Here is a 24856-nt window from a genome sequence, read left to right on the forward strand (position 1 = left end):
GGAAATGCGGTGGTAGAGGTCAGCGTCGATACCGTGACCAAGACGGAATCGATCCGCGAACGTCGCTTTGACCCAAAAGGGCGTGTCGCCATCAGTACCGATGTCGAGGAGCGATCAGACAGCGCCCGCAACCAGTCTTCGGATGTCACGGTGGCCTCGAACCTGCCTGATGGGGATGGGGCTGGTGGGGACGAGTCCAATTCCAATGCCACTGAAACCCGCGAACGGATAAACTATGAGGTCTCGGAAACCGAGCTTGAGGTGCATAACGCTCCGGGCGCGATCAAACGACTGACGGTTGCGGTTCTGGTCAACGGAACGCGCGCAGTAGATGCCGCCGGGGCCGAAACTTTTGTACCGATGCCCAAGGCCGAGATGGGCGCTCTGAAAGAGCTGGTCGCTTCGGCGGTGGGGTTTGATGCGGATCGGGGGGATGTCATCACCCTGAAATCACTGGACCTGCCGGTGGTCGAACCGGAAGGCACCGTGGCATCATCGTCGATCTGGCAAAAAATGCATTTCGACGCAATGTCCCTGATCCAGATCACGGTTCTGGCCATTGTTTCGCTGGTTCTGGGCCTGTTCGTGGTCCGCCCAATACTGACGAAACCGACCTTGGCGCCAGCGCTACTGCCTGCGGACAATGCGCCCGAGCCCGAATCCTACCTGACCGGCGAAATTGCGTCTGAGGACAGCGGGCAATTCACATCCTTGCCCGGAAGTGCGGCCGCTGGGGCCGTTCCGGTGCTGGCCGCGCAATCCGGTGCCGATCCGGTTGATCGGTTGCGGGCGATGATCGGTGACAAGCAGGAAGAGACCGTCGAGATCCTGCGCAGTTGGCTCGAAGAAGGTGAGGAGCGTGTGTGATGTCGATAGCCCATCTTCTTGAGGATTTCACGCTGCAGTCTGGAGGCGGCAAGTTGCACTTGCTGGACGAAGACGCGCTGGAGGAACAGCGCCTGGCCTCCTTTGAACAAGGATATAGCGCCGGTTGGGAAGACGCGGTTCAGGCGCAGGAGCAAAGCCGCGGGCAGGTCTCGGCCGAGCTGGCCAAGTCGCTTGAGGACATGTCCTTTACCTACCACGAAGCGGTCACCCGGATGAGCCTGTCGTTGGAACCGATGTTCAATAGCCTGGTCAACGTAGTCCTGCCTGAGACTTTGGAGAGCGGCTTTGCCACCCGGCTGGTCGAACAACTGGTCGACATGGCGCGCGACCAGCTGGGTCAGCCGATGCAGATTTTCGTTCCCATAGGCCGCGCGGGTGAGGTTGAGGCGATGGTGCCCCAGGATCTGTCCGCGCCCACCCAAGTGATCGAGGATCCTGCGTTAGAGGCAGGGCAGGCCAGGCTACAGGTCGGCACTTCCCAACGAGAAGTTGATTGCAGTGGTCTGCTGGCCTCGGTCGCCGGGGCATTCGACGCATATGTATTTGAGGCAAAAGAGGCAGCGAACGATGAGTGATCCACAGACCCCGAAACCCGACAAGGCAAACCCGTTTGAGGCTGTTCCGATCGAAGTCACGGTCTCGGTCGGACGGGCAAGGCCGTTGATTCGTGATTTGCTGAACATGGGTGAAAACGCCGTGCTGACGCTGGACAAAAGGATCGAAGACCCGGTCGATCTGTATGTGGGTGATCAACTGGTCGCTTGCGGCCTTCTGGAAGAGATGGAGGGTGATCAGGCCGGGCAGCTTGCGGTGCGTCTGACCGAAATTACGGACCTGCAGAACGGGATAGGTTGATGCGGTCTCTGCTGTGGCTGGTCGTGGTGCTTGGGGCTCTGACCCCCTCATTTGTTGCGGCGCAGGACTTGTCGCTGTCGCTGGGTGAGGGGGGATCGATCTCGGCACGAAGCATTCAGTTGATCTTGCTGATTACTGTGCTCAGCCTGGCACCGGGGCTGGCGATCATGATCACCTGCTTTCCGTTCCTGATCACGGTTCTGGCCATTTTGCGGCAAGGCATCGGGTTGCAGCAATCACCGCCCAATATGCTGATCGTCAGCCTGGCGATGTTCCTGACCTATTTCATTATGGAACCGGTTTTTACCGAGGCCTGGACAACCGGCATCAGGCCGATGGTTGAAGAAACCATGGAGGTCGAACCGGCGCTGGAAATCGCCATCCGACCGTTCCGCGCCTTTATGGCCGCACGGCTGGACGCCGACACGTTTCATTCCATGGCTGCCTTACGCCCGGGCGGAGAGGCGATCGTGCTGTCTGAAGAAGCACCCCTGTCGATTCTGATGCCCTCGTTCATGCTGTCCGAAATTGCCCGTGCCTTTCAGATCGGTTTTCTGATCTTTCTTCCTTTCCTGATCATCGATCTGGTGGTGGCGGCGGTGTTGATGTCGATGGGTATGATGATGGTCCCGCCCGCAACGGTCTCTTTGCCGTTCAAGCTGGCGTTCTTTGTCATCGCTGATGGCTGGTCGCTGATCGCCGGAGCCCTTGTGCGCAGCTATATGACCTGAGTTGCCAATTGGCCAAAAATGCAGGTTCCGCGGATCAGAATTTTATCTGGAGGTGACCTTGGGAGTTCAGATAAACGTGGCCGCTGACGCAGCAGTCTTTTCGACTTCATGTCTCGCTCGATTGACGAGCAAATGGAACAATACCTGGAGCGGGCCGTGGAATGCGACGGAGAGTTTTAGGCCCTGAATGGACCACTCAAAAGCTTAGAGAAGTTGCTGACTTTGCCTCTCGAACGAGATTACAAGCAGGACGCCGAACGAGCGCGGAAGGTATTGGTCAAGCGTTTCGGCCGCTGGTCTGAGCCGTACTAGAGCCAAGCGGTTGAAAAACCGCCGCGTAACACAATTGCGCAGCGGTTTCTTGGTGCCATCGTCAGCGGTTCAGGTGACCTTGTTTCGGTTCATATCCTTGATCAGGCGGTTCAGGTCTCCACCGCGTGCGTCCAGCATCGCGCCAACCTCGGTGCGTTCGGTCAGCAGCATATTCACCCCTTCGATGAACATGTTGAAGAACTTGTCGCGCCCCGACTTGTCCGAAACCAGGAACGTAACCTCGAACGGAGAGGAACCCTGCAGTTTGACCGATGTACGAACCTCGTAACCGGCCTTGATCTTGCGGGCATTGCGCACCGTAACCTCGCCACCGATAAATTCGCGGAAACGCCGGCCGTATTTGTTTGAGATATAGCCCTGAAATGCCTTGGTGAACTGTTTCAATTGTGAGGGGCTGGCCGAGCGGCCGTCTGCCCCCAGCACATAGCGCGCCATGATAGGCACATCGGCATATTGCACGAAGATTTTCTCGAAGTCGCGCAGCATGGATTTTTCGGATTTGCCTGTGGCGATCACGCGGTTGATGTCGTCAACAACACTGACCACCAGCGCCTTGGCGCTGGCTTCGGTTTGCGCAAACGCGGGCAGGGGAAGGGCGGAAAGTGCCAAACCAGCAATGCCGGTCGCAACAAAACCGCGTCGATTCAGATGGTTACTCTGCATAGGGGTCCTCGTAAGGGTCTAGGTAGGGGTCCCTGACAGGGTCGGTCCCAATTTCGGCATAAGGGTCGTCATACAGACCCAGATAGGCGTCCTCATCGTCCCTTGCCAGTTCAAAGCGGCGGTTTTGCAGGTAAATTGTTTGTGCCTGCGCATAGCTGTCGGCGCTTTCATACAGGATCGAGTCAACCGTGTCCGAGAATCGGCCCCGATCGCCCATCCGGCGCACAACCTCGGCGTAGACACCGATATTGTCGACCGGGCGGACCGGGCTGAAATTGATGGGGTTCGAAAAGAGGTTCACCACAACACCCACTGCATCCCGCGCGGTCGAGGGGCCATAAAAGGGCAATTCGACATAAGCGCCCTCACCCACACCCCAAACGTGCAGGGTTTCACCAAAATCCGTATCCACGGGCGGCAGGTTCAGTTCGCTGGCCGGGTCTGACAGGCCGGCGCCACCTACGGTCGTGTTGATCAGGAACCGCAGCAAGGCGTTGCCCGATTGCTTGATGTTACCCTGCAACAGGTAGTCCACCGCTTGGCCGGGCATCGTCAGGTTTTCTGCGAAATGGTTGAAGCTGGTCACCATCGGATCGGGGACGATCTTGACATAGCCTTTCGAGGCCGGGCGGAACAGGAACCGGTCAACACCGAGGTTGAACTTGTGGATGCCCCGGTTGGTATTCTCATAGGGATCGAAGGTTTCGCCCCGCGCGGCCTCTTCGGTGGGCTGCGTTGCGCAGGCGCTGAGAGCTGTCATCAGGGACAGGACGATCAGGTGCTTAAAGCTAATTCTGCTCAACACGGTCTTTGCCACTCCAAACCGCTCGGATACTGTTTTTCCGAACTTTCAATCAATACTGCCTGCGGCCGTTGTACGCGGCCCAATCCGATGTCCATAGCTGTTCCACAGCCATTATGAAACAGCTAGCGTTTAACCCGCCAGATAGGCAGAGGTAAAGTGACACAAGTTCAACACTTCGGAATAAGAAGAGTTATGCCCACCAAATGGGCGAGATACCTCGCCGTTTTCGCACTTTCCGAACCCTGTCTTCCCGGTTAGCTTCACCCCGACTCAAAGCTTGGGAGGATACCTGATGAGCATTGCTGCAAGATTAGAAGGCCTGGGTGTTGCCCTGCCGGACGCCCCCGCACCGGCGGCTAACTATGTGCCTTTCGTACGCCTCGGCAATATTGTGTATGTCTCGGGACAGATTTCGAAGGATGACGATCTGATCACCGGCAAGCTGGGCGATGACATGGAGATCGAGGCTGGCGCGGCCGCAGCCAAAGTCTGTGCCATCAACCTGTTGGCACAGGTCAAGGCCGCCTGCGACGGTGATATCAACAAGCTGGTGCGGGTGATCAAGTTGACCGGTTTCGTCAACTCAACCGCCGATTTCACCGCGCAACCACAGGTCATCAACGGTGCATCGGATTTCTTGGTCGAAGCGCTGGGCGATGCCGGACGTCATTCACGGTCTGCTGTCAGCGCGGCGTCACTGCCTTTGGGCGTGGCAGTGGAAATCGAAGGTATTTTCGAGGTTCAATGACACCGTCCCTGCCATCCGTTTTCCTGCAAATCCCGATCGCGCATCGGGCGTTGCACGACATCTCGGATAACCGCCCGGAAAACAGCCGGGCGGCCATTCGGGCCGCCGTTGCAGCCGGATACGGGATTGAAATCGACCTGCAACTGACATCGGACAACCGGGCGATGGTGTTTCATGACTATGACATGACCCGCCTGACCGGCCAACCCGGCCCGATCCGGCAGATCACTGCCGATCAAGCGCTGGACACGCCGTTGCTGCACGCGGATGACGGCATTCCAGCGCTGGACGAAGTGCTTAAGATGGTGGCTGGAAAAGTGCCGCTGCTGATCGAACTCAAGGATCAGGATGGCGCAATGGGTCCGGCAGTCGGCCCGTTGGAACAGGACGCGGTGCGCGCCTTGCAGGGCTATGACGGCCCTGTGGCTGTGATGTCTTTCAACCCTCATTCGGTGGCTGAACTGGGACGGCTGGCCCCTCATCTGCCGCGGGGCATCGTGACGGGCTCTTATCAGCCAAAGGTCGAGCTTTTGCCGCAGGATGTATGCGATCACCTGCGTGGGATCCCCGATTTCGACCGCGTTGGTGCCAGTTTCATCAGTCATGAGGTCAAGGAGCTGGCCCGGCCCCGCGTGGCCGCGTTAAAGGCGCAGGGCGTGCCGATCCTGTGCTGGACCGTGCGCTCGCCCAAACAAGAGGCTGAAGCCCGCACCATTGCCGACAATGTGACTTTTGAGGGGTATTTGGCCATTCATCCGGGTTGAACCCTCGCCCGGCAGTCACAGATAAAGACCACAGGCGGAGGGTATATGGATCAGGCACATATCGAGGTTCAGGTACTGGCATCTCTGGCGCAGATTTCTGCGACCGAGTGGGACAATTGCGCCTGTCCTGAGGTGGCCGATGGAGGCCGCCCGCTTGATCCCTTCACCACACACCGGTTCCTGTTGGCGCTTGAAGAAAGCGGGTCGGTTGGGCGCGGCACCGGCTGGCAACCGCAATACCTGACCACCTATCTGGACGGGATGCTGATTGCGGCGGCTCCGATGTATGCCAAATCGCACAGCCAGGGTGAGTATATCTTTGACCACAACTGGGCCCATGCCTACGAAAATGCAGGCGGGCGGTATTATCCGAAACTGCAAGTCGCGGTGCCTTTTACACCCGCCACGGGGCGGCGTTTTCTGGTGCGCCCAGGCTATGAAGGGATCGGCATGTCGGCGCTGGTGCAGGGGGCGGTGCAACTGGCGGCGGACAATCAGGTCTCATCCCTGCACGCAACATTCTGTACCGAGGATGAGGCGTTGGCGGGCGAACAGATGGGCTTGATGCTGCGTACGTCGCAACAGTTTCACTGGCTCAACGACGGATATGCGGATTTTGACGGGTTTCTGGATGTGCTATCTTCGCGCAAGCGCAAGAATATCCGCAAGGAACGCGCCCAAGCCTGTGCATTCGGCGGCGAGATTCGCACCTATACCGGCCCCACACTGCGCCCCGAACATTGGGATGCCTTCTGGCAGTTCTATCAGGATACCGGTGCGCGCAAATGGGGGTCGCCTTATCTGACGCGGCAATTCTTTGATATTGCACAGGAAACCATGGCGGATGACTTGGCGCTGGTGTTGGCCGAGCGCAATGGCTACCCTATTGCGGGCGCGTTGAACTTTATCGGGCGTGAAACGCTTTTTGGCCGCTATTGGGGTTGCGTCGAACACCACCCCTGTCTGCATTTCGAACTGTGCTACTATAGGGCGATTGACTTTGCCATTGCCGAAGGGCTGTCCCGGGTTGAGGCCGGCGCGCAGGGTGAACACAAACTGGCGCGTGGCTACTTACCGACACGCACGCATAGCTTGCATTGGGTCGGCGACCCGGGCTTTGCGGATGCGATTAAAAATTATCTGGACGCCGAGGCCCACGCAGTGGGAGAAGAGATCGAGATTCTGACGGATTACGGACCGTTCAGAAAATCGAACCCGGAGGAGCAGCAATGACCGAACTATTGTCAACCGAGACCCGCGGCCCCCTGTTGGACCCGCTGTTCAAGAACGGCTGGACCATGGTCGAAGACCGGGACGCGATCACCAAGACCTTTATCTTCGAGGATTTCGTCCACGCTTTTGGCTGGATGACGCAGGTCGCGATTTTCGCTGAGAAGTGGAACCACCACCCTGAATGGTCGAACGTTTACCGCACGGTCAAGGTTGTGCTGTCCACCCATGATGTGGGTGGCCTGTCTTCTCTGGATGCCAAGCTGGCGCGCAAGATGGACAGTCTGGTTTAGCCGCGGTCGCTCTGAGACCCTTCGCCGCCCGCCAAAGATGCCGTGGTGGCCATCTGCCGGAACTCGCCCGGTGTCACACTGCCACTGCTGACGTCGATATTGCCGGGAATGCGGGTCGTGCGGTTGCCGATCTGACGGACACTGCGCGCGGCTGGGTTAATGTCCAGACAGCGATTGTTGTAACAGGTTAGTCCGCTGGTACTGATCTGAATGCGTGGCTGACCGTCGGGGCCGGTCACCACTGGGGCCTGTGGCACATCGCAAGCGGCCAAAATACCCATAACGCCAATAAACGCCCATTTCGTCATCGCAAGCCCCTGTCTGAATGGTCCGGCCCCGCTGTATGCAGGGCCGTCCGTTTTAATCCAGCTGGCCGTTCTCGTTCTTGTCGGCTGCCAGGAAATCATCGTTCATCTGTGCGTCGTATTCCGCTCTGGAAATAGCGTTGTCACGGTCGCGATCAATGCCTTGAAACTGCTTTATGTCCAGAAATGGCTTGGCCTCGTCCAGACCCAGCGTTCCGTTCTTGTCCTCATCCATCGTCTGAAAGGCGTAATCGGAAAAGGCGTTGAACTCGTCTTTCGACAGAAATCCATCATTGTTGGTGTCTATGGCTTTCAGTTCGTTCTCATGCAGCTCCGCCACGGTTTCAGCCGAGGCAACACCGGCCAGCAGAATGGCTGCAGCAGCGATAAATCCACGTTTCATTCCGGTTCTCCTCAGCATGCGTATCTCTGACCTTCGAAACCACCCGCGGCAGCGCCTGCCGCCGTCAGGATGGTTTTGCCCGAGCCGCCACCGAACTGGTTGCCGATGGCCCCGCCGATCAATGCGCCGCCCAATGTGCCGCCTAGGCAGGCGATCTCATGCTGACGTGCGGCTTGCTGCTGCGGTGTCGGGGCCGGACCGCAGGCAGCCAATGCCCCCGCAGTTCCAAGTAAAAGCATAACTAATTTCTGTTTCATAAATGAACTCCCTGACTGTATGCCACAACTATTGGCAGATCAGGGCGGTGCATCAAGTTAATAAACGGTCATGGCCCCGGGGTGTACCGGGGCCACCCGTTTCTAGATCGCGTCCAGCAGACCCTCGCCTGCGGAAATCTCGCAGGTGCCGGGGTTTTCTTCCAGGTTCAGAGCGGTCACTTTGCCGTTCTCAACGACCATGGCATAGCGTTTTGAGCGCGCGAACAGACCCGCTGGCGGGGCGTCGAAATCCATGCCGAGGGCTTTGGTGAATTCCGATGCCGCATCCGATAGCATGGTCAGCCCGGCAGCGGTTGCACCGGTAGATTCGCCCCAGGCGCCCATTACGAACGGATCATTGACGGCCACGCAGATGATTTCGTCCACGCCTTTGGCGTTGAACTGATCCTTGGTGCGCATGAAGCTGGGCACATGCGCTGTGGTGCAGGTGCCGGTAAACGCTCCGGGCACCGCAAAAACCACGACTTTACGGCCCTTTGTCTTGCTTGAAATCCGAACCTCCTCGGGGCCATTCGCACCCATCTGGATCAGTGTGGCATCGGGCAGTGTGTCACCTGTTGAAATCATTTTTATGCTCCTGTCGATTGGATTTGCAGAGTCGGGCTCTGCCGCAATATAGGTGACCAGGTGGATGTGACCACGGGAATTCGACAGGGTGGGAGGAACATGAGCCATATTGTCGTGATCGGTGCAGGGCAGGCGGGGTCGTCGCTTGTTGCAAAGCTGCGCAAGGACGGGTTTGAGGGCGAGATCACCCTGATCGGTGCCGAACCGCATCTGCCTTATCAGCGCCCGCCTTTGTCCAAGGCTTATCTGTTGGGCGAGATGGAATTGGAACGCCTGTTCCTGCGGCCCGAGAGTTTTTACACCGAGAACAACATCACCCTGCGGCTTGGGGATCGCGTCACCGCGATTGATCCGCAAGCCAAGACCGTGACGCTGGGCGATGAGGTGATTTCTTATGACGAGCTGGCCCTGACCACCGGATCCGACCCACGCCGCCTTCCGGGCGCGATTGGCGGCGATCTTGACGGCGTGCATGTGGTGCGCGATTTGGCCCATGTCGATGACATGGGGCCGTCCGTGACCGAAGGTGCCCGCGCGTTGATCGTAGGGGGCGGCTATATCGGGCTAGAGGCTGCTGCCGTATGCGCAAAGCGCGGGGTCAAAGTCACGTTGGTTGAGATGGCCGACCGTATCCTGCAACGCGTCGCTGCGCCCGAGACCAGCGATTACTTTCGTGCCCTGCATTCGGAATACGGGGCCGATATCCGCGAGGGCGTCGGATTGGATCGTCTGGTGGGTGACGCGGGCAAAGTCACCGGTGCGGTGCTGACCGACGGCACCGAATTGCAGGTCGATTTCGTTGTTGTCGGCGTGGGCATTGCGCCCGCAACCCATCTGGCTGAACTGGCCGGGCTGGAGCTGGAGAACGGCATCAAGACCGACGCGCAAGGACGGACGTCTGATCCGTCGATCTGGGCGGCGGGCGATTGTGCATCGTTCCCACACGCGGGCGACCGCATCCGTCTGGAAAGCGTCCCCAATGCAATTGATCAGGCCGAGATCGTGGCCCAGAACATGCTGGGCGCGGCCAAGGACTATACAGCGACGCCGTGGTTCTGGTCGGATCAATACGATGTCAAACTGCAGATCGCTGGCCTGAACACGGGCTATGACCGCGTTGTGACCCGCAGGGGCGCGGGCCAGACCGTATCCTTCTGGTACTACAAGGGCGATCAGTTGATCGCGGTAGATGCGATGAATGATCCGCGGGCATACATGGTCGGAAAGCGCCTGATTGATGCGGGCAAAACCGCTGATCCGGAGATTGTCGCTGACCCCGAGGCGGACCTGAAACCGCTGCTCAAAGCGTGAGGATCATCGCCGGAGAGTTCCGGGGCCGTGCTTTGGCCTCGGTTGGCAAAGGGGATGTGGGGGCGCATTTGCGCCCGACCACCGACCGGGTGCGCGAAAGCCTGTTCAACGTTCTGACCCATCAGATCGACTTTGATGGTCTGCGCGTGCTGGATCTGTTTGCAGGCACCGGCGCGCTGGGGCTTGAGGCCCTGTCGCGCGGTGCGTCCCATGTTACTTTTGTGGATGATGGCCGCGTGGCGCAGGGGTTGATCCTCAAGAACATCGATCTGACCCGCAGTGCCGACCGCACCGATCTGATCCGTCGCGACGCAACCCGATTGGGCGACAATCCCGGCCCGCCCTATGATCTGATCTTCCTCGATCCACCCTATGGTAAGTCGCTTGGCCAAAAGGCGATCTCAGGGGCGGTGGCTGGGCAATGGATTGGTGACGATGCCCTGCTGGTCTGGGAGGAAAACGCCCCGATGGACGCGCCGGAAGGGTTCACACTGCAGAGCGCGCGAAAGTATGGGGATACGCATATTTCCCTGATGTGGACCGCGTAATTTCATCTGGATCAACAGTTGGAGCCCGGCCGCGATAGCCGGTTGCCGGATGGCCTTTCCGACGAGACCGTTCTTAACAATTTCCGGTCACATTTCGGACCAGATTCGCATCTAGACGCGCTGAACTTAACTCAACTGCAAGGTGCGCGAATGCTTCTCAGAACTGTCTCAATGCTGTTGGTCGGGGGGCTTTCTGCCTCGGCAGCCTTGGCCCAATCGGAAATCAATTTGGACGAGTTTTCCGTCAACTGCGTGTCCGACGTCGACCAAAAAGGGGTGACCCTCTCTCGGTCCGGTGGATCCGACAAAGGGTTCATTGCGACGGATACACTGGAAGGGGAAGCCAGTATTTTTCCGGGCCTGAACACAATGACGTTCCTGTTGATACAGGGAAGTGATGTGGTCACCTTTGTCGTGGATTACACAACAATGGAATACGACATGAGGATAAAGGGTGCCGTCCAGAAAAACGACAAGGGGACATGCACGGTTGCTTGAGGGTCAGGTTTTGCGCCAGCGGGTCACATGGCAAGATGTGGCCTGCCTGTCGGGATGTCTGATACCCCACAGTTTTGGAGAGTTGATCCATCTGTGCTAGGCTCGGGGCATGGACCGAGCCTTGCCGGGCCCGTTCTGGGCCGTCAAACCACAAAGTGACACCTCTACCGGACCGCCGCCCAAGCCGCGGCGCGCGCCGGTGTTCATCCACGACGCGGTCACGCCATGGGGTCACGAGACGTTGTTGCTGAAACTGCTGCGCGATCAGGCCGCTGATCAGGACGAATAGGTCGGGTGGAACCTGTTGCCTGGTGACAGGGTAAAGATCTCAACCCCATCTGCCGTCACACCCACCGAGTGTTCGAACTGTGCCGACAGCGACTTGTCGCGGGTCACGGCGGTCCAGTCATCGGCCAGCGTTTTGGTTTCGGGGCGGCCGAGGTTCACCATGGGTTCGATGGTGAAGAACATGCCCTCTTCCAGCTTGGCACCGGTGCCCGGACGGCCATAATGCAGCACATTTGGCGGCGCGTGAAACACCCGACCCAGACCGTGGCCGCAGAAATCGCGCACAACGCTCATCCGCTGCGCCTCGACATAGGCCTGAATTGCGTGGCCGATATCGCCGAAGGTATTGCCCGGCTTGACCATCTCGATGCCCTTGAACAGTGCGTCATGGGTGACCTGAACCAGCCGTTCGGCCTTGCGCGGCAGTTTTCCGGCCACATACATGCGTGACGTATCGCCGAACCAGCCGTCCACGATGGCGGTGACGTCGATGTTCAGGATATCACCATCCTTCAGCTTTTTGTCACCGGGAATGCCGTGGCAGACCACATGATTGACGCTGATACAACTGGCGTGCTCATACCCCTTATAGCCAATGGTCGCTGACGTCGCGCCGGCGTCTTCGACCATCTGCGTGATCAGCCGGTCGATCTCACCCGTGGTCTGGCCGACAAAGACATGATCGGCGATATCGTCAAGAATCCGCGCGGACAAAGCCCCTGCGGCATGCATGCCAGCAAAGTCACTTTGTTCATAGATGCGAATACCGTCCTTGGTCAGACGGCCACGATGGTCTTTCATCGGTGCGGAGCTCCAAATATTTCGCGCAGCACCTCTTTTACGCTGCTTGTGCAGAAAGTACCAGAGGGCGTTGGGTCGCGGGTTTAGATGGGGATATTCGCCACGACTTCAAGGATTGGTCGGATTGTCGCGGTCGGGCGGAGGCATTCACTGAATACTATGCTAAATAGGACAGGAGTAAAAACGGCTGCTATGCGGGACGAAGCTGTCGTTGGCTCCTATCAATATTCTACTCTTGGGCACAGTTTTCAAGGCGCACGAAAGAGCGAATGTAATCCACCCCAACTTGTTCAAACTCTTGGTTCCTTTCGCGAAAGGCAGACTGCAGGTGACTTGAAACAGTCTCGCGGTCAATCATTGCTGCCTCCGGGAATCCTAGAGTTTCTTGTATCAAATCCTGTATTTTAGCGATTGCGGCAGTTTCACTTCCCTCAATATGGTAAGTCTCCAAATCGGATATTTTCCAGATTACTGAAACTGTGGCTTTGCAACCATCAATAGATCGCGAGCTTTCGATATCTTCGCGTCTCTCCGGTATTGTTTTTTCGATCAAAACGGTTTCAAAAAATGGGACACATGTATGTCGGCCGGGGCGCACCTTTCGCTTTATGCCCCCATCCTTGCCGAAAACTAGAGCTTCGCTTTCGGGAGGAACTGTAAAAATCCCGCAACCCAGAGTAGGTGGCTGGGCGACGACGCTCAAAGGCAATACCACCACGAAGATCAACAAAATTCCGATACGCAAAGCCACGCTCCTTCAAAATTTTTGCTCGAAAATATACTCCTCTGGTTGCATAGCAATCCTAGAGACCAAGGCCAACCGGCGAGCCATTTTCGTCAAACCTGTGGTCCAATTCTGTTTTGGGAAAGTGTCAGAAAAGGGCGCAAAATCGCCCCACTCACTTCGTCCTGAATGCTCCGGTCTCGGTCAGGTTCACCCAAACCCCCTTGGGCGAAATCCGTGTCGTATAGATCAGCTTTTCCACCCCCTGCGCCTGCGCGTCCTCAAAGGCCGCCGCATAGGTCGGGTCGATATCAGCGGCCAGCGCGAAGCGGTCGCAGTCGGTGCGCTGGACCAGATACAGCAGGATCGCGCGGTGGCCCTGTTTTATCATCGACACAAGCTCGCCCAGATGTTTGGTGCCGCGGGCAGTGACGCTGTCGGGGAACTCGGCCAGACCGGGTTGGCGTGACAGGGTCACGCATTTGACCTCGACATACGTATCCGGCAGGCCGGGCTGCGTCAGCAGAAAGTCGATGCGGCTGTTCTGGCCGTACTTCACCTCGGGCTTGACGGTTTCATAGGCGGCCAGTTCCGGGATTTCCTGCGCCATCAGTGCTGCCCGCAAGGCCCGATTTGGAACGGAGGTATCCACCCCGGTGAAATGGCCGTTTTCATGATCCACGAGCCGCCAACCGAATTTCAGCTTTTTCTTCGGATCGTCGTTGGGCTCCAGCCAGATTTTCTCGCCGGGTTCGGCCAGTCCCATCATGCTGCCGGGATTGGCGCAATGGGCGGTGATCTCTTGCCCATCCTCCAGCCTGCAATCCGCCAGAAAGCGTTTGTAGCGGCGGATCAGGCGGGCGGGGACAAGGGGGGTTTCAAAGCGCATGTCTCAGGGCCTATACCTGCGTCAAGGGTCGATCAAGGGGAGAGCGCGCCATGGCCAATCCAACCGCTGCAATGCTGGTGATCGGGGATGAGATCCTCTCGGGGCGGACCCGCGATGCGAACATGCATTACCTGGCGCAGGAACTGACCAAGCACGGCATTGACCTGCAAGAGGTACGGATTGTCAGCGACGATGCCCCTGCTATTGAGGCCGCTGTAAAGGCGCTGTCCCAGGCCCATGACACGGTGTTCACCAGCGGTGGCATCGGGCCGACCCATGACGATATCACCGCCGATTGCATCGCACGTGCCTTTGGCGCGCATATCGGTATCCGCGACGATGCACGTGCCCTGCTGCAGGCGCACTACGACAAATCGGGGCTGGAACTGAACGCCGCCCGCCTGCGTATGGCGCGCATTCCCGACGGGGCGGCGCTGATCGACAATCCGGTCTCGACCGCGCCGGGGTTCACCCTTGAAAACGTCCATGTAATGGCCGGGGTTCCGCTGGTGTTTCAGGCGATGGTTGCCAGTGTGCTGCCCGGCCTGACTGGGGGCAGCCCTCTTTTGTCGCAAACTTTGCGGGTGGACCGGGGTGAAGGCGACATTGCTGCCACCCTTTCGGCGGTGGCAGACGCGTTCGCGGACCTCTCCATTGGCTGCTACCCGTTCCAGATCAACGGTGTCTTTGGTGCCAATGTGGTCGTACGCGGCACCGATGGCGCCCGCATTGATGCGGCGACCACCCGGCTTGCGAAAGAGCTTGATCTGTGACCGATAGCTGGTCTGACATTGTCGACGCTACTTGGCCTGCGGCGCGGTATCAGCGGCTGGGTCCGTTTAAACTGCGCCAGGGGCAGGGCGGCGGCTCTCGCGTGTCTGCGGCGAACGCGCAGGGTTTGGTGACCAACGATGATATCAACACGGCCGAGGCTGCGATGCAGGCGATGGGCCAAAAGCACATCTTTTGCCTGTGGCCCGGGGATGAGAGGCTGGATGATCAGTTGAAAAACCGCGGGTATCAGATTCTGGACCCGGTCAATATCTATACCTGCCCGGTTGATCACCTGACCGATCTACCACTACCCCCGGTGACCGTTTTCACCACCTGGGAGCCGTTGTCGATCATGCGGGAAATCTGGGCGCAGGGCGGTATAGGTCCGCAACGGCTCGCGGTGATGGAACGGGTGCAGGGTCCTAAAACCGGCCTGTTGATACGCCATCAGGATCACCCCGCAGGCACAGGATTTGTGGCCATGCACGATGGTGTTGCCGTGGTACACGCGCTGGAAATTCTGCCCACGCATCGCCGTCAAGGGCTGGGGCAATGGGCGATGCGCGCCGCGGCCTTTTGGGCACGAGACAATGGCGCACACACCCTTGGCGTAATTTGCACCAAGGCAAATGCGGGGGCCAACGGGCTTTATCGCACGCTCGGGATGGAGATCGCCGGAGAATACCATTACCGTCAGCTTGTCCAAGGAGAGAGCCCGACGTGACCGACCAAACCCTGCCTACCGCACTGAATCTGCCCATGGCAGATACCCTGCCGCCCGAGACGCAAAAGTACTTTGATATCTGCGTGGAAAAACTGGGCTTTGTGCCAAATGTCCTGCGGGCTTATGCGTTCGACATCGAAAAGCTGAACGGTTTCACGGCGATGTATAACGATCTGATGCTGGCCGAAAGCGGACTGAGCAAACTGGAACGCGAAATGATCGCAGTTGTGGTGTCGGCGATCAACAAGTGCTTTTATTGCCTTGTGGCGCATGGTGCCGCTGTTCGGCAGTTATCTGGAAATCCTCAGCTGGGTGAGATGTTGGTGATGAATTACCGGGTTGCCCCGCTGGACAGCCGTCAGAGGGCGATGCTGGATTTCGCCGCCAAAATGACCACGGCCAGTACCGAGATCGAAGAGCACGACCGCCAGCGCCTGCGCGATGCAGGTTTCAAGGACCGCGACATCTGGGACATTGCCAACGTGGCCGGATTTTTCAACATGTCGAACCGGGTTGCCAGTGCCACGGCGATGGCTCCGAACGACGAATATCATACGCAGGCCCGATGATCCGACAGATTGCCCTCTGCCTGTGCCTGCTGACCACCCCGGTTGTGGCGCAAGACCTGACGCTGCCATCTGGGGCACGACAGATCAGTGATCGTGTCAGCCCGCTGGACAGTTATGATCTGCCAACAGGTCCGTATGCCGAGGGTCAAGTGCCCGCGCGCTCGGTCGAAGGGCGGGTCGAGCAGTTGACCTGGCGGTTGCAATCGGGGTCCAGCACGACGTTGCAATTGCTGGCACCGCTGCGCGATCAGATCACGGCGCAGGGATATGACGTTCTGTTTGAATGCGAGGCCCGCGTTTGTGGTGGCTTTGATTTCCGCTTCGGGACTGAGGTTGTCCCGACCCCCGATATGTATGTGGCCATTCAGGACTATCGCTTTTTGTCTGCCACCCGTGGGGACGAGGTTCTGAGCTTGCTTGTCAGCCGCAACGCACCTGATGGCTATGTGCAGATGGTCCGGGTCACCCCGGTTGATGGCGAAACCCCGCCACCGCTGGTGATCGAAGAAAACGTCAGTCAGCCAGGTGACCTGCTGTCAGTACTTGAACAGAACGGGCATATCATTCTGGACGATCTGCATTTTCGCACCGGTGAGATGACGCTTGGCGTGGGACCGTTTACGTCTTTGGCGCTGATTTCGGGGTTTCTGTCCGACAACCCGGGAACTCGTCTGGCGCTAGTGGGACATACGGACGACACCGGCGCGCTGGATGCCAATATCTCGGTCAGCACCGGACGCGCGCAGGCCGTGCGGGCGCGCCTGATCGAAAAATACGGCGTTGCCGCCGCTCGGGTCGAGGCGCGTGGCATCGGGTATCTGGCTCCGCTGACCTCAAACGCGACGCCTGAAGGACGCGACGAAAACCGTCGGGTCGAAGCTGTTTTGTTGGTTAACTAACCGCAGAGAAATGGCGCTTAACGCCGACTCGAAGTGACCTGGCACCCATGGGTATCGTAAATGGCAAAAAAGACCAGCACATAGGCCCGGGTCGTTGTGGAGCACCGAGGGAGAATATTTTTATTTGCAGTGGGAAACGCTAACTGGTTCGCAGCCATTCCGACGCCAATTTAGATGTCACGGCGTCTTAAGTGGCGCGCAAACAAACCGTTAGTTCTGATCCATTCTGCGTATTTCCGGTAGTCTTCATCTGCCATCAAATGTTTTTCTTCTGTCTTGGCGCGTGCGAAATACACAGCGTTTACGCCCAGCAACAAAATACAGCTCTGTATCGCTGCAGTAGTGCCCATAACTGAAAGAAATGGCATGTAGACCATCCACCACATGAGGTTCTTGGACAAATAGGCAGGGTGCTTAACATAGCGGAACGGGCCGGTCGTGATGATCCCGCGATGTGTCAAGTTCGAGAATCTGATTCCAAATGCAACCGTAGCCCAAGCGTAGGTTGCCGCCAGCAATAAGATAACGCTACCCCACAGGATCAAAACCGTAGGTTGATCGGCCAACCAAACCCCCCATTCTTGTGTCCCTCCGCGATAGTCAAGCGGTCCGCCGGAGTGCATTATCACGAATGGAGGGTAGCAAATCAAAGCTGCAACCCAACCAGATAGAAACGGGTTTGCAGATCTGATGTGCGAGTCGAGAACTTTGAATGTGCAAACATACCCGATGGTCCCGATACACACATCCACAAGAAACGAAACTTGGACAAGATACAGAATGATCAGAACCGGCTCACCAAATACCCGATCCAAGTTGGAATTGACCACTGAGTGCACAATCATCGGCAGGATCGAGACCATAAACGCGAGAAAGAACCCTTTGACCAGCCACGCCCTGCAATGGTCCTTAACATATGTCATATCCACGGCAGAAAACTGAAAAGTAACAAACTTCCCAAAATGCCAAAGCTCGTCACGCGGCTCGATCATGTGCCGGGTTGTGAAGGCGATGTACACGGGTGAAAACACCCATAGAAAAGGAAATACAAGTGCCGTCAGAGCCCGGACAATTTGATACTTGGATGTGTCATAAGTTGGGATAATCTGGTAGGCTAGCGCGATGACAAAAAGAGTTGCCCCAAGGCCCAAAGTTTTGGTGATCGTAATCGAAGCTACTTCAGATCGTTGGCGATTCAGTCCGTAATCCAAGCCGGTGGACGATCTCAAATGGGCTTTATCCAACAGTATTGTCGATGCAATCATTGGGATTGCGGCCCCGGACATTAGCAGAAAAATGGACTGAGGCAGCGTTGTGTCGAAATAGATGGCAGCGGTAATTGCACCGAATAGTGCAACTACGCCAATTAGCCCGGTCACCTCGCTTACGGCAGACGCGGGGCGCGTTGATGGCGCCGAATCAGTGCCAAGTTCGGATTGTCCGGCATTGTAGTCGGTTCGAACCGCTGTACGCATTCTGCCTGCCTCATCACCAATCAAGCGGTATACTGCCAAGGGCTTTAAATACACTGCTGCTTGAGTATTGATTTTATTCGTTTAAACAGCATTCCTTTGAGTTTGCTGCCCTGGTTTTCTTACCTTATTAACTCGCCCAGTCCATCAGACCTTTATTTGCAAAGGACTCGACCAAGAAATCTATGAATGCCCTCACCTTCGGTTGCGTAAACCGGCCCGGCGGGTAGACAGCGTAAACGCCCTGTACCTCATCGGGCAGCGACGGCATCGCATCCACAACCTGCCCTGTTTTCAAGGCGTCGGCGTATAAGTAGCTGGGCAGATACGCGATCCCAAGACCTGATGTGGCCGCGTTCAGCAGCGATTGCCCGTCATTCACGCTCAGCCAGCCAGCAGTGCGGACCTGACGCTTTTCGCCAGAAGGCGCAGTCAGTTTCCAGACATTGCCAGACGACTGGCTGGAGTAATGCAGCAGCTTGTGTTCGTTCAGATCGTCGATCTTCTGCGGGCGCCCGAATTTCTCAATATAGCTAGGCGCGGCGACCATCCGTTTGACTGTATCGGTCAACTTGCGCGCGCGCAGGGTGCTGTCTTCCAGCTCACCAATGCGCACGGCAACGTCAAACCCTTCGGAAATCAGCTCAACATAGCGGTTGTTCAACACCATGTTCACAGTGATATCCGGATAGGCCGCCAGGAAATCGGACAGGACCGGAGACAGGTGATTGACGCCAAAATCCGTTGCGACGCTGATCCGCAGCAGACCCGAAGGTGCTGATTGCATCGAGGTGACCAGCGCATCGGCTTCGCCTGCGTCATTCAGAACACGGCGCGCGCGGTCGTAGTAAGCCAGACCGATTTCGGTTGGAGAAACACGCCGGGTTGTTCTGTTAAGCAGCCGCGCACCCAACCGCGCCTCAAGGCTCGATACGTGCTTTGACACGGCCGATTTGGAGATGCCCATTTTCTTGGCCGCATCGGTGAAGCCACCCTGGTCCACCACATTGGCAAAGGCTTCCATTTCGGTCAGTCGATCCATTCTCGTACCTCGGGTATTTGATCTCAACCTGACTATGGCGACCAATCTGGGCGGAAACTGGGCGGACATGGGATAATATCAGGGATTTGAATTGGATCGTTTGCAGATGGGAAACGCCGAAACAATGGTTTCCAAGTTGGCCACAAGCCCGGCTGTGTTGGGAATTTCGGCTTTCCGGCGCAGATATGCTAGAAGGAGAATGGCAAATTTGTGACCACGGAGGAGATCATGAGAGCCTTATTTTCCATTGCCACCTTATGCCTGTGCGCAACGCTTGCACTGGCCGGGGGTGAGACGCTGTCTAACCCAGATGCGAAGGTCTATTTTGTAAAGCTCGCGGATGGGGATACCGTCCAATCGCCCGTGACCGTGGTATTTGGCCTCAGTGGTATGGGTGTGGCCCCTGCCGGGACCGAAAAAGAAAACACCGGTCACCATCATTTGCTGATCGATCGCCCGCCGATTGGACAGGGTGAAGATGGCGCGGATGAGCTGGCATATGGCCTGCCCGCAGACGACAATCATATGCATTTTGGTGGCGGCCAGACCGAGGTCACGCTGGAGTTGCCCTCTGGTGAACATACGCTGCAGCTGGTGCTGGGTGATGCCGGGCATGTGCCCCATGCCACTCCGATCGTGTCCGAAGTGATTACCATCACCGTAGAGTAACCTGCAGCTCATCAGGTTGAGGTCTTTTGGTCCAGCGCGTCCGGTTTGCCGGGTGTGTCCACCAGTGTCAGGATCACGAAGATTGCCAAAAAACTGCCCAACGCGATAACAATCACGGCCCAGGTGGCGCTGTTGGTATGAGCAAGCGCCGCCAACCCAATCGAAAATACGATGATCGCCAGGCGCGCTATGGTTTTGGAAACAGCTTGGGCCGTGATTCGCTGGGCGGGCGGGGCGATGTCCATGAAATACAGCGTTCGCGCGCTGCCCAACCCGGTGACAGCGATCGTCGCAACAAATAGCGATGCAGCGTGCAGGTGAATAGTATGGTCCAGTCCTTTTGCGTGCAGAATGATCAGGCACAGGCCCGATATTGCCACCATCGCCGAGCTTGCAATCATAACGCGCCGGGTGGAAACCTCATTCAGGGCGCGCCACATCGGAGCCGCCACCAACAGCGCTGCTGCAGATGATGCGACCAAAGCGGTCAGACCGCTGGTCGAACTGTGATGCGCCTCAGCCGCGATCAGGGCGAAAAATGGCACGGACAGCCCGGCCAGGACAAAGGCCAGCCGGACAAGGATGTATTTGCGAAACCATGCCTCGGACAAAAGAGTTGCGGCATTGCGCCAGAACTCAGGTGTTGAACGGACCGGGGCGAGCTTGCCTGCTGCGTTAGTCCCTTTGGTATTTTCGTGCAGGGAAATCACGACCAAGGCCGACAGGACAAAGCAGACGGCGCCAAACCCCACGACCAGACTGTGGCGGGTCAGGGCGGGGGCGTCCTGTGACAGCTGATGCAAGAGCAGAACAACCGCGATGGTTGCCGCCCCACCGATGGCCTTTTGCCAGTAACTCACACGCATGCGGTCTTGGGAGGGTAGATTGTCGCCCAGAAACTCCAGAATCATCAGGCTTTTGATCTCTTCCAGTATACCGATCACAAAGATTCCCACGACAAACGCCAACACGATTGTCGATTTGCCGCCATACAGAACCACCAGGACCACCGCGATGAAACAGGTGGCCATCATCAGATCCAGCTGCGCCAAAGCTGTTTTTTTGCGGGGTAGTCTGGCGATGGCTCCGGGGGCGAACAGGTCGGCCAGCGTACCTGCAGCATGGCGGATTGACACAAGCATCCCCGCCAAAAAGATCGGCAGTTCCATCGACACAGCCAGGAACGTCAGCGCGATGGGCGGGCTGGCCATTGACCAGGCCATGACCGACAATGCGCCTTGCCCAGTCATCAGCGGAACGTTGCGGTGATCAGATTGACGCGGGTGTTCCTCCATCGCCTGAGTTCACGTCAGGAGCAGAGATTTGGCAAGGGTTCGGATGCGGCAAGAACAGGCGAGCAGCGATAACCGGCGCCCGGCGAGCGCCTTATGCGGCGCTGGGCAAAAGGAAAATGCCACGCGCCATGGTCGAATGCAGCCGATCTTGTGAATACCATTGTTCGAGGACGGTTTTGCGCATCACGTCGGGATTGTCCGATACAAAGCGATCAAAGCTCTCTGCCGGAGTCCGTGCCAGTCGTTCAGCAATCAAACTCATGAAGGCATATGTGATCGTCAGGTTGAACTTGTCCGGCGCGCCTGCATTCTCCGCCAGTGCGCGAATGCCTTTGGCATATACAGCGGCGGCATCGATAAAGTCATATTTGAGCAACAGATCATATGCCACTTGCACATGTTCGCGGTGACCAAACATTGTGTTGTCAATCGCATGGGTTTCAAACGTTTGGGTGAGCCTGGAGACCTGTGGCGCGTTCATTCCTGATCCTCCTTGAATGTGTGGCTGTCCTCGGCAGTCCATTCCAGATCGTAAACACTTTTGAGCTGTTTGATTTTCGCCAGTGTCTCTTCCGAGAAGGGTGGCTTGTTCTCAAAGCTGTGCAGAGCGATGCCTTCGATCAGGTCACCGACGGAGATATCCAGCGACTCGGCCAGACCCTTCAGGACTTTGAGCAGGCGTTTTTCAATGCGAATACCCGTTTGGGCGCGTTCTATCTTTTTCGACATGTTGGTACATATGTACCTAGATTTGTGAGTGGTCAACAGGTGAAAGAAAAAAGCCGCCTCTTTCGAAGCGGCTTTTACAGGTTTTGAAATACGGATCAGAGATCAGAATGTGGCTGCCAGCCGTGTGCCCTGATTGATCGCGCGTTTGGCGTCCAGTTCCGCAGCCAGATCAGCGCCACCAATCACATGCGGGGTCACGCCCCGTTCGATCAACGTGTCCGCCAGGCTGCGCTCGGACAGCTGGCCAGAACACAGCACGATGGTATCGGCCTCAATCACCGTGGGATCCGCGCGCTCTTCGCCAAAGCTGACATGCAGGCCGTCATCGTCGATCCGCTCATAGTTCACGCCGCCGACGAAATTGACGTTCTTCATCTTCAGCGTGGCGCGGTGAATCCAGCCGGTGGTCTTGCCCAAGCCCTTGCCATGCGCCTGCGCCTTGCGCTGCAGCAGGGTCACGTCGCGCGCAGGCGCCGCGGGCTGCGGGCCCTCGGGCGCCAGGCCTGCGCGATGCTCGGCCGGGTCGGTCACACCCCATTCCTTCATCCATGCAGGCAGGTCGGTGGTGATGCTGTGACCTTCTTCCAGCAGAAACTCTGAGACGTCAAAACCGATGCCACCGGCGCCTATCACGGCGACCGATTTGCCGACCTCGGCCTTGTGGCGCAGCACGTCGATGTAGTCGATGACGTTATCCCGATCCTGACCCGGGATTTTCGGATCACGCGGGATGACGCCGGTGGCGATCACCACCTCGTCAAAATCGGTCAGATCGTCGGCCCCAACTTCGCGGCCCAATTCAACTTTGACCCCCGCATCGGCAACCATGGTACGGAACCAGTCGACGAGGCCCCAGAACTCTTCCTTGCCGGGCACCTGTTTCGCCATGTTCAACTGTCCGCCAATCTCGTCCGCGCGGTCAAACAGGGTTACATCATGACCACGCTGGGCAGCCGTCATTGCGGTGGAAAGACCCGCCGGGCCCGCGCCGACAACGGCGACCTTCTTGACGCTTGCCGCCGGTTTGATCACCAGTTCGGTTTCATGACAGGCGCGCGGGTTAACCAGACAGGATGTCAGTTTGCCCTGGAAGGTGTGATCCAGACAGGCCTGATTGCAGGCGATACATGGCGCGATCTTGTCGGCCTCGCCCTCAATCGCCTTTTTGACGAAATCCGCATCCGCCAGCATCGGGCGGGCCAGCGACACCATGTCGGCGCAGCCGGTCGACAGGACCTCTTCGGCCACTTCCGGCGTATTGATCCGGTTCGAGGTGATCACCGGGATCGAAACCTTGCCCATCAGCTTTTTGGTCACCCAGGCAAAAGCCGCGCGCGGAACGCTGGTGGCGATGGTGGGGATGCGCGCCTCGTGCCAGCCGATACCCGTGTTCAGGATCGTGGCCCCGGCCTTTTCGATCTCTTGCGCCAGTTGCACAACTTCGTCATGGGTCGAGCCGTTGGGGACAAGGTCGATCATCGACAAACGATAGATGATGATGAAATCAGTGCCGACCGCCTCACGCGTGCGGCGCACAACTTCGATTGGCAGGCGCATCCGGTTCTCATAGGACCCACCCCAGCGGTCGGTGCGCTTGTTGGTGTGCGTTACCAGAAACTGGTTGAGGAAATACCCTTCCGATCCCATAATCTCTACCCCGTCATAACCCGCTTTCTGGGCCAAAACGGCAGCGTTGACGATATCGCTGATCTGCTTCTCGATTCCGTCCTCGTCAAGTTCGGTCGGCGGGAAGGGCGAGATCGGCGATTTCACCGGGCTGGGTGCCACGCATTTCGGACCATAGGCGTACCGGCCTGCATGCAAAATCTGCATGGCAATCTTACCGCCTGCCTCATGTACGCGGTCGGTCACGATGGAATGTTTGGCGACTTCGTCGTCATTGGTCATCATCGACGCGCCGGGCAGGACCGAGCCTTCCAGGTTCGGGCCAATGCCGCCGGTGACCATCAGTGAGACGCCCCCACGGGCACGATCCGCATAAAACTCGGCCACCCGATTCCAGTCGCCGGTTTCTTCCAGACCGGTATGCATCGAGCCCATCAGGACGCGGTTTTTCAAGGTGGTAAAGCCCAGATCCAGAGGGGTCAGCATGTTTGGGTACGCGGTCATTACGGAACTCTCCCTAAAATTTGTGCACAAAATCACTGCTGGACGTTGCGATGTCACGCGAAACCGTACGTCACACCCTTTGCTGTCGGATTGGGGCTTGGTACAGAAAGGCTGTCAAAAAGGATGATGTCACGCATGAACCCTGAAGAGATCGCCAAACTGCCCTATCGCCCTTGTGTCGGGCTGATGCTGTTGAATGCCGAAGGCAAGATTTTTGTGGGTCAGCGCAATGATCGCCACAAGGACGCTTGGCAGATGCCCCAGGGCGGCGTGGAAAACGGTGAAGACCCCCGCGATGCCGCCCTGCGCGAACTGTGGGAAGAAACCGGAGTGACTGCCGGTCTGGTCGAGATTATCGCCGAAACGCCCGGCTGGCTGCCCTATGACCTGCCCCATGATATTGTCCCGAAGATCTGGAAAGGCCGTTATCGCGGGCAGGAGCAGAAATGGTATCTGCTGCGTTTTACCGGTCGTGACGATCAGATCAATATCGCCACCGACCATCCGGAATTCACCCGTTGGAAATGGCAAGCACCTGATCGGCTGGTGCATGAAATCGTCCCCTTCAAACGGGCGGTTTATGAACAGGTCGTTGCGGCGTTTGCCTTGCATTTGGGCTGATCAAGACCCA

General features: G+C 57.6%; 33 protein-coding genes. 18 read left to right on the plus strand and 15 right to left on the minus strand.

Annotated features, from left to right (window positions below; genetic code table 11):
* The first annotated feature begins 9 nt into the window (after nucleotides 1–9).
* Genes RUM8411_RS10610 through fliP form a run of 4 tightly spaced genes read left to right on the plus strand, consistent with a single transcriptional unit; the run spans nucleotide 10 to nucleotide 2474 of the window.
* Nucleotides 10–867 (plus strand): flagellar M-ring protein FliF C-terminal domain-containing protein, encoded by an 858-nt coding sequence (locus RUM8411_RS10610; protein ID WP_370738036.1) that lies wholly within the window; start codon nucleotides 10–12, stop codon nucleotides 865–867.
* Nucleotides 867–1463, plus strand: coding sequence for a FliH/SctL family protein (locus RUM8411_RS10615; RefSeq protein WP_085822656.1), 597 nt, complete (start codon nucleotides 867–869; stop codon nucleotides 1461–1463). Before RUM8411_RS10610 ends, RUM8411_RS10615 begins: the two co-directional genes overlap by 1 nt.
* A complete protein-coding gene (locus tag RUM8411_RS10620; RefSeq protein WP_085822657.1) occupies nucleotides 1456–1743 on the plus strand; it encodes a FliM/FliN family flagellar motor switch protein in 288 nt (95 codons plus the stop codon). Before RUM8411_RS10615 ends, RUM8411_RS10620 begins: the two co-directional genes overlap by 8 nt.
* Complete coding sequence (fliP, locus tag RUM8411_RS10625; RefSeq protein ID WP_085822658.1) at nucleotides 1743–2474, plus strand: flagellar type III secretion system pore protein FliP; 732 nt, start codon at nucleotides 1743–1745, stop codon at nucleotides 2472–2474. Before RUM8411_RS10620 ends, fliP begins: the two co-directional genes overlap by 1 nt.
* A 381-nt stretch (nucleotides 2475–2855) precedes the next feature.
* Here the strand turns inward: fliP and RUM8411_RS10630 are convergent, their stop codons facing one another.
* Together RUM8411_RS10630 and RUM8411_RS10635 are read right to left on the minus strand one after the other, a co-directional pair.
* Nucleotides 2856–3470: an MlaC/ttg2D family ABC transporter substrate-binding protein gene (locus RUM8411_RS10630; protein ID WP_085822659.1), complete on the minus strand. Its 615-nt coding sequence runs from the start codon at nucleotides 3468–3470 to the stop codon at nucleotides 2856–2858.
* Entirely contained in the window at nucleotides 3460–4230 is a 771-nt protein-coding gene (locus tag RUM8411_RS10635; RefSeq protein ID WP_085822780.1) for an MlaA family lipoprotein, read from the minus strand. The genes RUM8411_RS10630 and RUM8411_RS10635 overlap by 11 nt, the downstream gene beginning before the upstream one ends.
* Before the next feature lie 337 nt (nucleotides 4231–4567).
* On the opposite strand from RUM8411_RS10635, the gene RUM8411_RS10640 reads away from it, so the two are divergent.
* The 4 genes from RUM8411_RS10640 to RUM8411_RS10655 are packed head-to-tail and all read left to right on the plus strand — an operon-like array spanning nucleotide 4568 to nucleotide 7310.
* Nucleotides 4568–5023 carry a RidA family protein gene (locus tag RUM8411_RS10640; protein ID WP_085822660.1) on the plus strand — a complete coding sequence of 152 codons (456 nt, stop codon included), beginning with the start codon at nucleotides 4568–4570 and terminating at the stop codon, nucleotides 5021–5023.
* On the plus strand, nucleotides 5020–5787 hold the full coding sequence (locus RUM8411_RS10645; protein ID WP_085822661.1) for a glycerophosphodiester phosphodiesterase family protein: 768 nt from the start codon (nucleotides 5020–5022) through the stop codon (nucleotides 5785–5787). Before RUM8411_RS10640 ends, RUM8411_RS10645 begins: the two co-directional genes overlap by 4 nt.
* 45 nt (nucleotides 5788–5832) lie before the next feature.
* The gene (locus RUM8411_RS10650; protein ID WP_085822662.1) at nucleotides 5833–7020 is read left to right on the plus strand and encodes a GNAT family N-acetyltransferase; all 1188 of its coding nucleotides are present in this window, start codon (nucleotides 5833–5835) and stop codon (nucleotides 7018–7020) included.
* Nucleotides 7017–7310 (plus strand): 4a-hydroxytetrahydrobiopterin dehydratase, encoded by a 294-nt coding sequence (locus RUM8411_RS10655; protein ID WP_085822663.1) that lies wholly within the window; start codon nucleotides 7017–7019, stop codon nucleotides 7308–7310. Before RUM8411_RS10650 ends, RUM8411_RS10655 begins: the two co-directional genes overlap by 4 nt.
* Here RUM8411_RS10655 and RUM8411_RS10660 read toward each other — a convergent pair.
* The 4 genes from RUM8411_RS10660 to RUM8411_RS10675 form a co-directional block, all read right to left on the minus strand.
* Nucleotides 7307–7618 (minus strand): hypothetical protein, encoded by a 312-nt coding sequence (locus tag RUM8411_RS10660; protein ID WP_085822664.1) that lies wholly within the window; start codon nucleotides 7616–7618, stop codon nucleotides 7307–7309. The genes RUM8411_RS10655 and RUM8411_RS10660 overlap by 4 nt on opposite strands.
* A 52-nt stretch (nucleotides 7619–7670) precedes the next feature.
* Nucleotides 7671–8018: an EF-hand domain-containing protein gene (locus RUM8411_RS10665; RefSeq protein ID WP_234995193.1), complete on the minus strand. Its 348-nt coding sequence runs from the start codon at nucleotides 8016–8018 to the stop codon at nucleotides 7671–7673.
* 11 nt (nucleotides 8019–8029) lie between these two features.
* The gene (locus RUM8411_RS10670; protein ID WP_085822666.1) at nucleotides 8030–8275 is read right to left on the minus strand and encodes a glycine zipper 2TM domain-containing protein; all 246 of its coding nucleotides are present in this window, start codon (nucleotides 8273–8275) and stop codon (nucleotides 8030–8032) included.
* 102 nt (nucleotides 8276–8377) lie between these two features.
* A complete protein-coding gene (locus tag RUM8411_RS10675) occupies nucleotides 8378–8863 on the minus strand; it encodes a peroxiredoxin (RefSeq protein ID WP_085822667.1) in 486 nt (161 codons plus the stop codon).
* Between the two features lie 99 nt (nucleotides 8864–8962).
* Between RUM8411_RS10675 and RUM8411_RS10680 the strand changes: the two genes are divergently transcribed.
* The 4 genes from RUM8411_RS10680 (at nucleotide 8963) to RUM8411_RS10695 (ending at nucleotide 11509) form a co-directional block, all read left to right on the plus strand.
* Nucleotides 8963–10174 (plus strand): NAD(P)/FAD-dependent oxidoreductase, encoded by a 1212-nt coding sequence (locus RUM8411_RS10680; RefSeq protein WP_085822668.1) that lies wholly within the window; start codon nucleotides 8963–8965, stop codon nucleotides 10172–10174.
* Nucleotides 10171–10722, plus strand: a complete 552-nt coding sequence (gene rsmD / locus RUM8411_RS10685; RefSeq protein WP_085822669.1) for a 16S rRNA (guanine(966)-N(2))-methyltransferase RsmD — start codon at nucleotides 10171–10173, stop codon at nucleotides 10720–10722. The genes RUM8411_RS10680 and rsmD overlap by 4 nt, the downstream gene beginning before the upstream one ends.
* A gap of 150 nt (nucleotides 10723–10872) precedes the next feature.
* Entirely contained in the window at nucleotides 10873–11220 is a 348-nt protein-coding gene (locus RUM8411_RS10690; RefSeq protein WP_143534873.1) for a hypothetical protein, read from the plus strand.
* Nucleotides 11221–11329: 109 nt separating this feature from the next.
* On the plus strand, nucleotides 11330–11509 hold the full coding sequence (locus tag RUM8411_RS10695) for a hypothetical protein (protein ID WP_085822671.1): 180 nt from the start codon (nucleotides 11330–11332) through the stop codon (nucleotides 11507–11509).
* Here the strand turns inward: RUM8411_RS10695 and map are convergent.
* From map to sfsA, 3 genes are all read right to left on the minus strand, one after another.
* A complete protein-coding gene (gene map / locus RUM8411_RS10700) occupies nucleotides 11497–12309 on the minus strand; it encodes a type I methionyl aminopeptidase (protein ID WP_085822672.1) in 813 nt (270 codons plus the stop codon). The two genes, RUM8411_RS10695 and map, sit on opposite strands and share 13 nt — an antisense overlap.
* 229 nt (nucleotides 12310–12538) lie before the next feature.
* Nucleotides 12539–13054, minus strand: coding sequence for an SPFH domain-containing protein (locus tag RUM8411_RS10705; protein WP_159453882.1), 516 nt, complete (start codon nucleotides 13052–13054; stop codon nucleotides 12539–12541).
* Between the two features lie 154 nt (nucleotides 13055–13208).
* A complete protein-coding gene (gene sfsA / locus RUM8411_RS10710) occupies nucleotides 13209–13922 on the minus strand; it encodes a DNA/RNA nuclease SfsA (RefSeq protein ID WP_085822674.1) in 714 nt (237 codons plus the stop codon).
* 50 nt (nucleotides 13923–13972) lie between these two features.
* Between sfsA and RUM8411_RS10715 the strand changes: the two genes are divergently transcribed.
* From RUM8411_RS10715 to RUM8411_RS10730, 4 genes are read left to right on the plus strand one after another with little or no spacing between them, the layout of a single operon-like run.
* Nucleotides 13973–14695 carry a competence/damage-inducible protein A gene (locus tag RUM8411_RS10715; protein ID WP_085822675.1) on the plus strand — a complete coding sequence of 241 codons (723 nt, stop codon included), beginning with the start codon at nucleotides 13973–13975 and terminating at the stop codon, nucleotides 14693–14695.
* Nucleotides 14692–15420 carry a GNAT family N-acetyltransferase gene (locus tag RUM8411_RS10720; protein ID WP_085822676.1) on the plus strand — a complete coding sequence of 243 codons (729 nt, stop codon included), beginning with the start codon at nucleotides 14692–14694 and terminating at the stop codon, nucleotides 15418–15420. Before RUM8411_RS10715 ends, RUM8411_RS10720 begins: the two co-directional genes overlap by 4 nt.
* Nucleotides 15417–15989, plus strand: a complete 573-nt coding sequence (locus tag RUM8411_RS10725; RefSeq protein WP_085822677.1) for a peroxidase-related enzyme — start codon at nucleotides 15417–15419, stop codon at nucleotides 15987–15989. Before RUM8411_RS10720 ends, RUM8411_RS10725 begins: the two co-directional genes overlap by 4 nt.
* Nucleotides 15986–16888 (plus strand): OmpA family protein, encoded by a 903-nt coding sequence (locus RUM8411_RS10730; RefSeq protein WP_085822678.1) that lies wholly within the window; start codon nucleotides 15986–15988, stop codon nucleotides 16886–16888. Before RUM8411_RS10725 ends, RUM8411_RS10730 begins: the two co-directional genes overlap by 4 nt.
* Nucleotides 16889–17058: 170 nt before the next feature.
* Here the strand turns inward: RUM8411_RS10730 and RUM8411_RS10735 are convergent, their stop codons facing one another.
* Together RUM8411_RS10735 and RUM8411_RS10740 are read right to left on the minus strand one after the other, a co-directional pair.
* Nucleotides 17059–18363: a methyltransferase family protein gene (locus RUM8411_RS10735; protein WP_085822679.1), complete on the minus strand. Its 1305-nt coding sequence runs from the start codon at nucleotides 18361–18363 to the stop codon at nucleotides 17059–17061.
* 127 nt (nucleotides 18364–18490) lie between these two features.
* Complete coding sequence (locus tag RUM8411_RS10740; protein ID WP_085822680.1) at nucleotides 18491–19402, minus strand: LysR family transcriptional regulator; 912 nt, start codon at nucleotides 19400–19402, stop codon at nucleotides 18491–18493.
* Between the two features lie 228 nt (nucleotides 19403–19630).
* On the opposite strand from RUM8411_RS10740, the gene RUM8411_RS10745 reads away from it, so the two are divergent.
* A complete protein-coding gene (locus RUM8411_RS10745) occupies nucleotides 19631–20071 on the plus strand; it encodes a DUF4399 domain-containing protein (RefSeq protein ID WP_085822681.1) in 441 nt (146 codons plus the stop codon).
* Nucleotides 20072–20082: 11 nt separating this feature from the next.
* Here the strand turns inward: RUM8411_RS10745 and RUM8411_RS10750 are convergent, their stop codons facing one another.
* The 4 genes from RUM8411_RS10750 to RUM8411_RS10765 form a co-directional block, all read right to left on the minus strand.
* A complete protein-coding gene (locus RUM8411_RS10750) occupies nucleotides 20083–21366 on the minus strand; it encodes an MFS transporter (protein ID WP_085822682.1) in 1284 nt (427 codons plus the stop codon).
* Nucleotides 21367–21457: 91 nt separating this feature from the next.
* Nucleotides 21458–21847, minus strand: coding sequence for a hypothetical protein (locus tag RUM8411_RS10755; RefSeq protein WP_085822683.1), 390 nt, complete (start codon nucleotides 21845–21847; stop codon nucleotides 21458–21460).
* Nucleotides 21844–22095: a hypothetical protein gene (locus RUM8411_RS10760; RefSeq protein WP_085822684.1), complete on the minus strand. Its 252-nt coding sequence runs from the start codon at nucleotides 22093–22095 to the stop codon at nucleotides 21844–21846. Before RUM8411_RS10760 ends, RUM8411_RS10755 begins: the two co-directional genes overlap by 4 nt.
* A gap of 102 nt (nucleotides 22096–22197) precedes the next feature.
* The gene (locus RUM8411_RS10765) at nucleotides 22198–24225 is read right to left on the minus strand and encodes an NADPH-dependent 2,4-dienoyl-CoA reductase (protein ID WP_085822685.1); all 2028 of its coding nucleotides are present in this window, start codon (nucleotides 24223–24225) and stop codon (nucleotides 22198–22200) included.
* Between the two features lie 135 nt (nucleotides 24226–24360).
* Between RUM8411_RS10765 and RUM8411_RS10770 the strand changes: the two genes are divergently transcribed.
* A complete protein-coding gene (locus tag RUM8411_RS10770) occupies nucleotides 24361–24846 on the plus strand; it encodes an RNA pyrophosphohydrolase (protein WP_085822781.1) in 486 nt (161 codons plus the stop codon).
* Nucleotides 24847–24856 lie beyond the last annotated feature (10 nt).

The sequence above is a fragment of the Ruegeria meonggei genome (genome assembly GCF_900172215.1).
GTDB lineage: Bacteria > Pseudomonadota > Alphaproteobacteria > Rhodobacterales > Rhodobacteraceae > Ruegeria > Ruegeria meonggei.

Excerpts from the sequence above, each read along its gene's own strand:
- RUM8411_RS10715 (WP_085822675.1), top strand. The coding sequence starts at position 13,973 with ATGGCCAATCCAACCGCTGCAATGCTGGTGATCGGGGATGAGATCCTC.
- RUM8411_RS10645 (WP_085822661.1), top strand. The coding sequence starts at position 5,020 with ATGACACCGTCCCTGCCATCCGTTTTCCTGCAAATCCCGATCGCGCAT.
- RUM8411_RS10755 (WP_085822683.1), bottom strand. The coding sequence starts at position 21,847 with ATGAACGCGCCACAGGTCTCCAGGCTCACCCAAACGTTTGAAACCCAT.
- RUM8411_RS10650 (WP_085822662.1), top strand. The coding sequence starts at position 5,833 with ATGGATCAGGCACATATCGAGGTTCAGGTACTGGCATCTCTGGCGCAG.
- RUM8411_RS10615 (WP_085822656.1), top strand. The coding sequence starts at position 867 with ATGTCGATAGCCCATCTTCTTGAGGATTTCACGCTGCAGTCTGGAGGC.
- RUM8411_RS10640 (WP_085822660.1), top strand. The coding sequence starts at position 4,568 with ATGAGCATTGCTGCAAGATTAGAAGGCCTGGGTGTTGCCCTGCCGGAC.
- RUM8411_RS10735 (WP_085822679.1), bottom strand. The coding sequence starts at position 18,363 with ATGCGTACAGCGGTTCGAACCGACTACAATGCCGGACAATCCGAACTT.
- RUM8411_RS10760 (WP_085822684.1), bottom strand. The coding sequence starts at position 22,095 with ATGTCGAAAAAGATAGAACGCGCCCAAACGGGTATTCGCATTGAAAAA.
- RUM8411_RS10690 (WP_143534873.1), top strand. The coding sequence starts at position 10,873 with ATGCTTCTCAGAACTGTCTCAATGCTGTTGGTCGGGGGGCTTTCTGCC.
- RUM8411_RS10665 (WP_234995193.1), bottom strand. The coding sequence starts at position 8,018 with ATGAAACGTGGATTTATCGCTGCTGCAGCCATTCTGCTGGCCGGTGTT.
- RUM8411_RS10750 (WP_085822682.1), bottom strand. The coding sequence starts at position 21,366 with ATGGAGGAACACCCGCGTCAATCTGATCACCGCAACGTTCCGCTGATG.
- RUM8411_RS10620 (WP_085822657.1), top strand. The coding sequence starts at position 1,456 with ATGAGTGATCCACAGACCCCGAAACCCGACAAGGCAAACCCGTTTGAG.
- RUM8411_RS10655 (WP_085822663.1), top strand. The coding sequence starts at position 7,017 with ATGACCGAACTATTGTCAACCGAGACCCGCGGCCCCCTGTTGGACCCG.
- RUM8411_RS10675 (WP_085822667.1), bottom strand. The coding sequence starts at position 8,863 with ATGATTTCAACAGGTGACACACTGCCCGATGCCACACTGATCCAGATG.
- fliP (WP_085822658.1), top strand. The coding sequence starts at position 1,743 with ATGCGGTCTCTGCTGTGGCTGGTCGTGGTGCTTGGGGCTCTGACCCCC.
- sfsA (WP_085822674.1), bottom strand. The coding sequence starts at position 13,922 with ATGCGCTTTGAAACCCCCCTTGTCCCCGCCCGCCTGATCCGCCGCTAC.
- RUM8411_RS10660 (WP_085822664.1), bottom strand. The coding sequence starts at position 7,618 with ATGACGAAATGGGCGTTTATTGGCGTTATGGGTATTTTGGCCGCTTGC.
- RUM8411_RS10765 (WP_085822685.1), bottom strand. The coding sequence starts at position 24,225 with ATGACCGCGTACCCAAACATGCTGACCCCTCTGGATCTGGGCTTTACC.
- RUM8411_RS10770 (WP_085822781.1), top strand. The coding sequence starts at position 24,361 with ATGAACCCTGAAGAGATCGCCAAACTGCCCTATCGCCCTTGTGTCGGG.
- RUM8411_RS10630 (WP_085822659.1), bottom strand. The coding sequence starts at position 3,470 with ATGCAGAGTAACCATCTGAATCGACGCGGTTTTGTTGCGACCGGCATT.
- RUM8411_RS10695 (WP_085822671.1), top strand. The coding sequence starts at position 11,330 with ATGGACCGAGCCTTGCCGGGCCCGTTCTGGGCCGTCAAACCACAAAGT.
- RUM8411_RS10745 (WP_085822681.1), top strand. The coding sequence starts at position 19,631 with ATGAGAGCCTTATTTTCCATTGCCACCTTATGCCTGTGCGCAACGCTT.
- RUM8411_RS10680 (WP_085822668.1), top strand. The coding sequence starts at position 8,963 with ATGAGCCATATTGTCGTGATCGGTGCAGGGCAGGCGGGGTCGTCGCTT.
- map (WP_085822672.1), bottom strand. The coding sequence starts at position 12,309 with ATGAAAGACCATCGTGGCCGTCTGACCAAGGACGGTATTCGCATCTAT.
- RUM8411_RS10635 (WP_085822780.1), bottom strand. The coding sequence starts at position 4,230 with ATGACAGCTCTCAGCGCCTGCGCAACGCAGCCCACCGAAGAGGCCGCG.
- RUM8411_RS10670 (WP_085822666.1), bottom strand. The coding sequence starts at position 8,275 with ATGAAACAGAAATTAGTTATGCTTTTACTTGGAACTGCGGGGGCATTG.
- RUM8411_RS10730 (WP_085822678.1), top strand. The coding sequence starts at position 15,986 with ATGATCCGACAGATTGCCCTCTGCCTGTGCCTGCTGACCACCCCGGTT.
- RUM8411_RS10740 (WP_085822680.1), bottom strand. The coding sequence starts at position 19,402 with ATGGATCGACTGACCGAAATGGAAGCCTTTGCCAATGTGGTGGACCAG.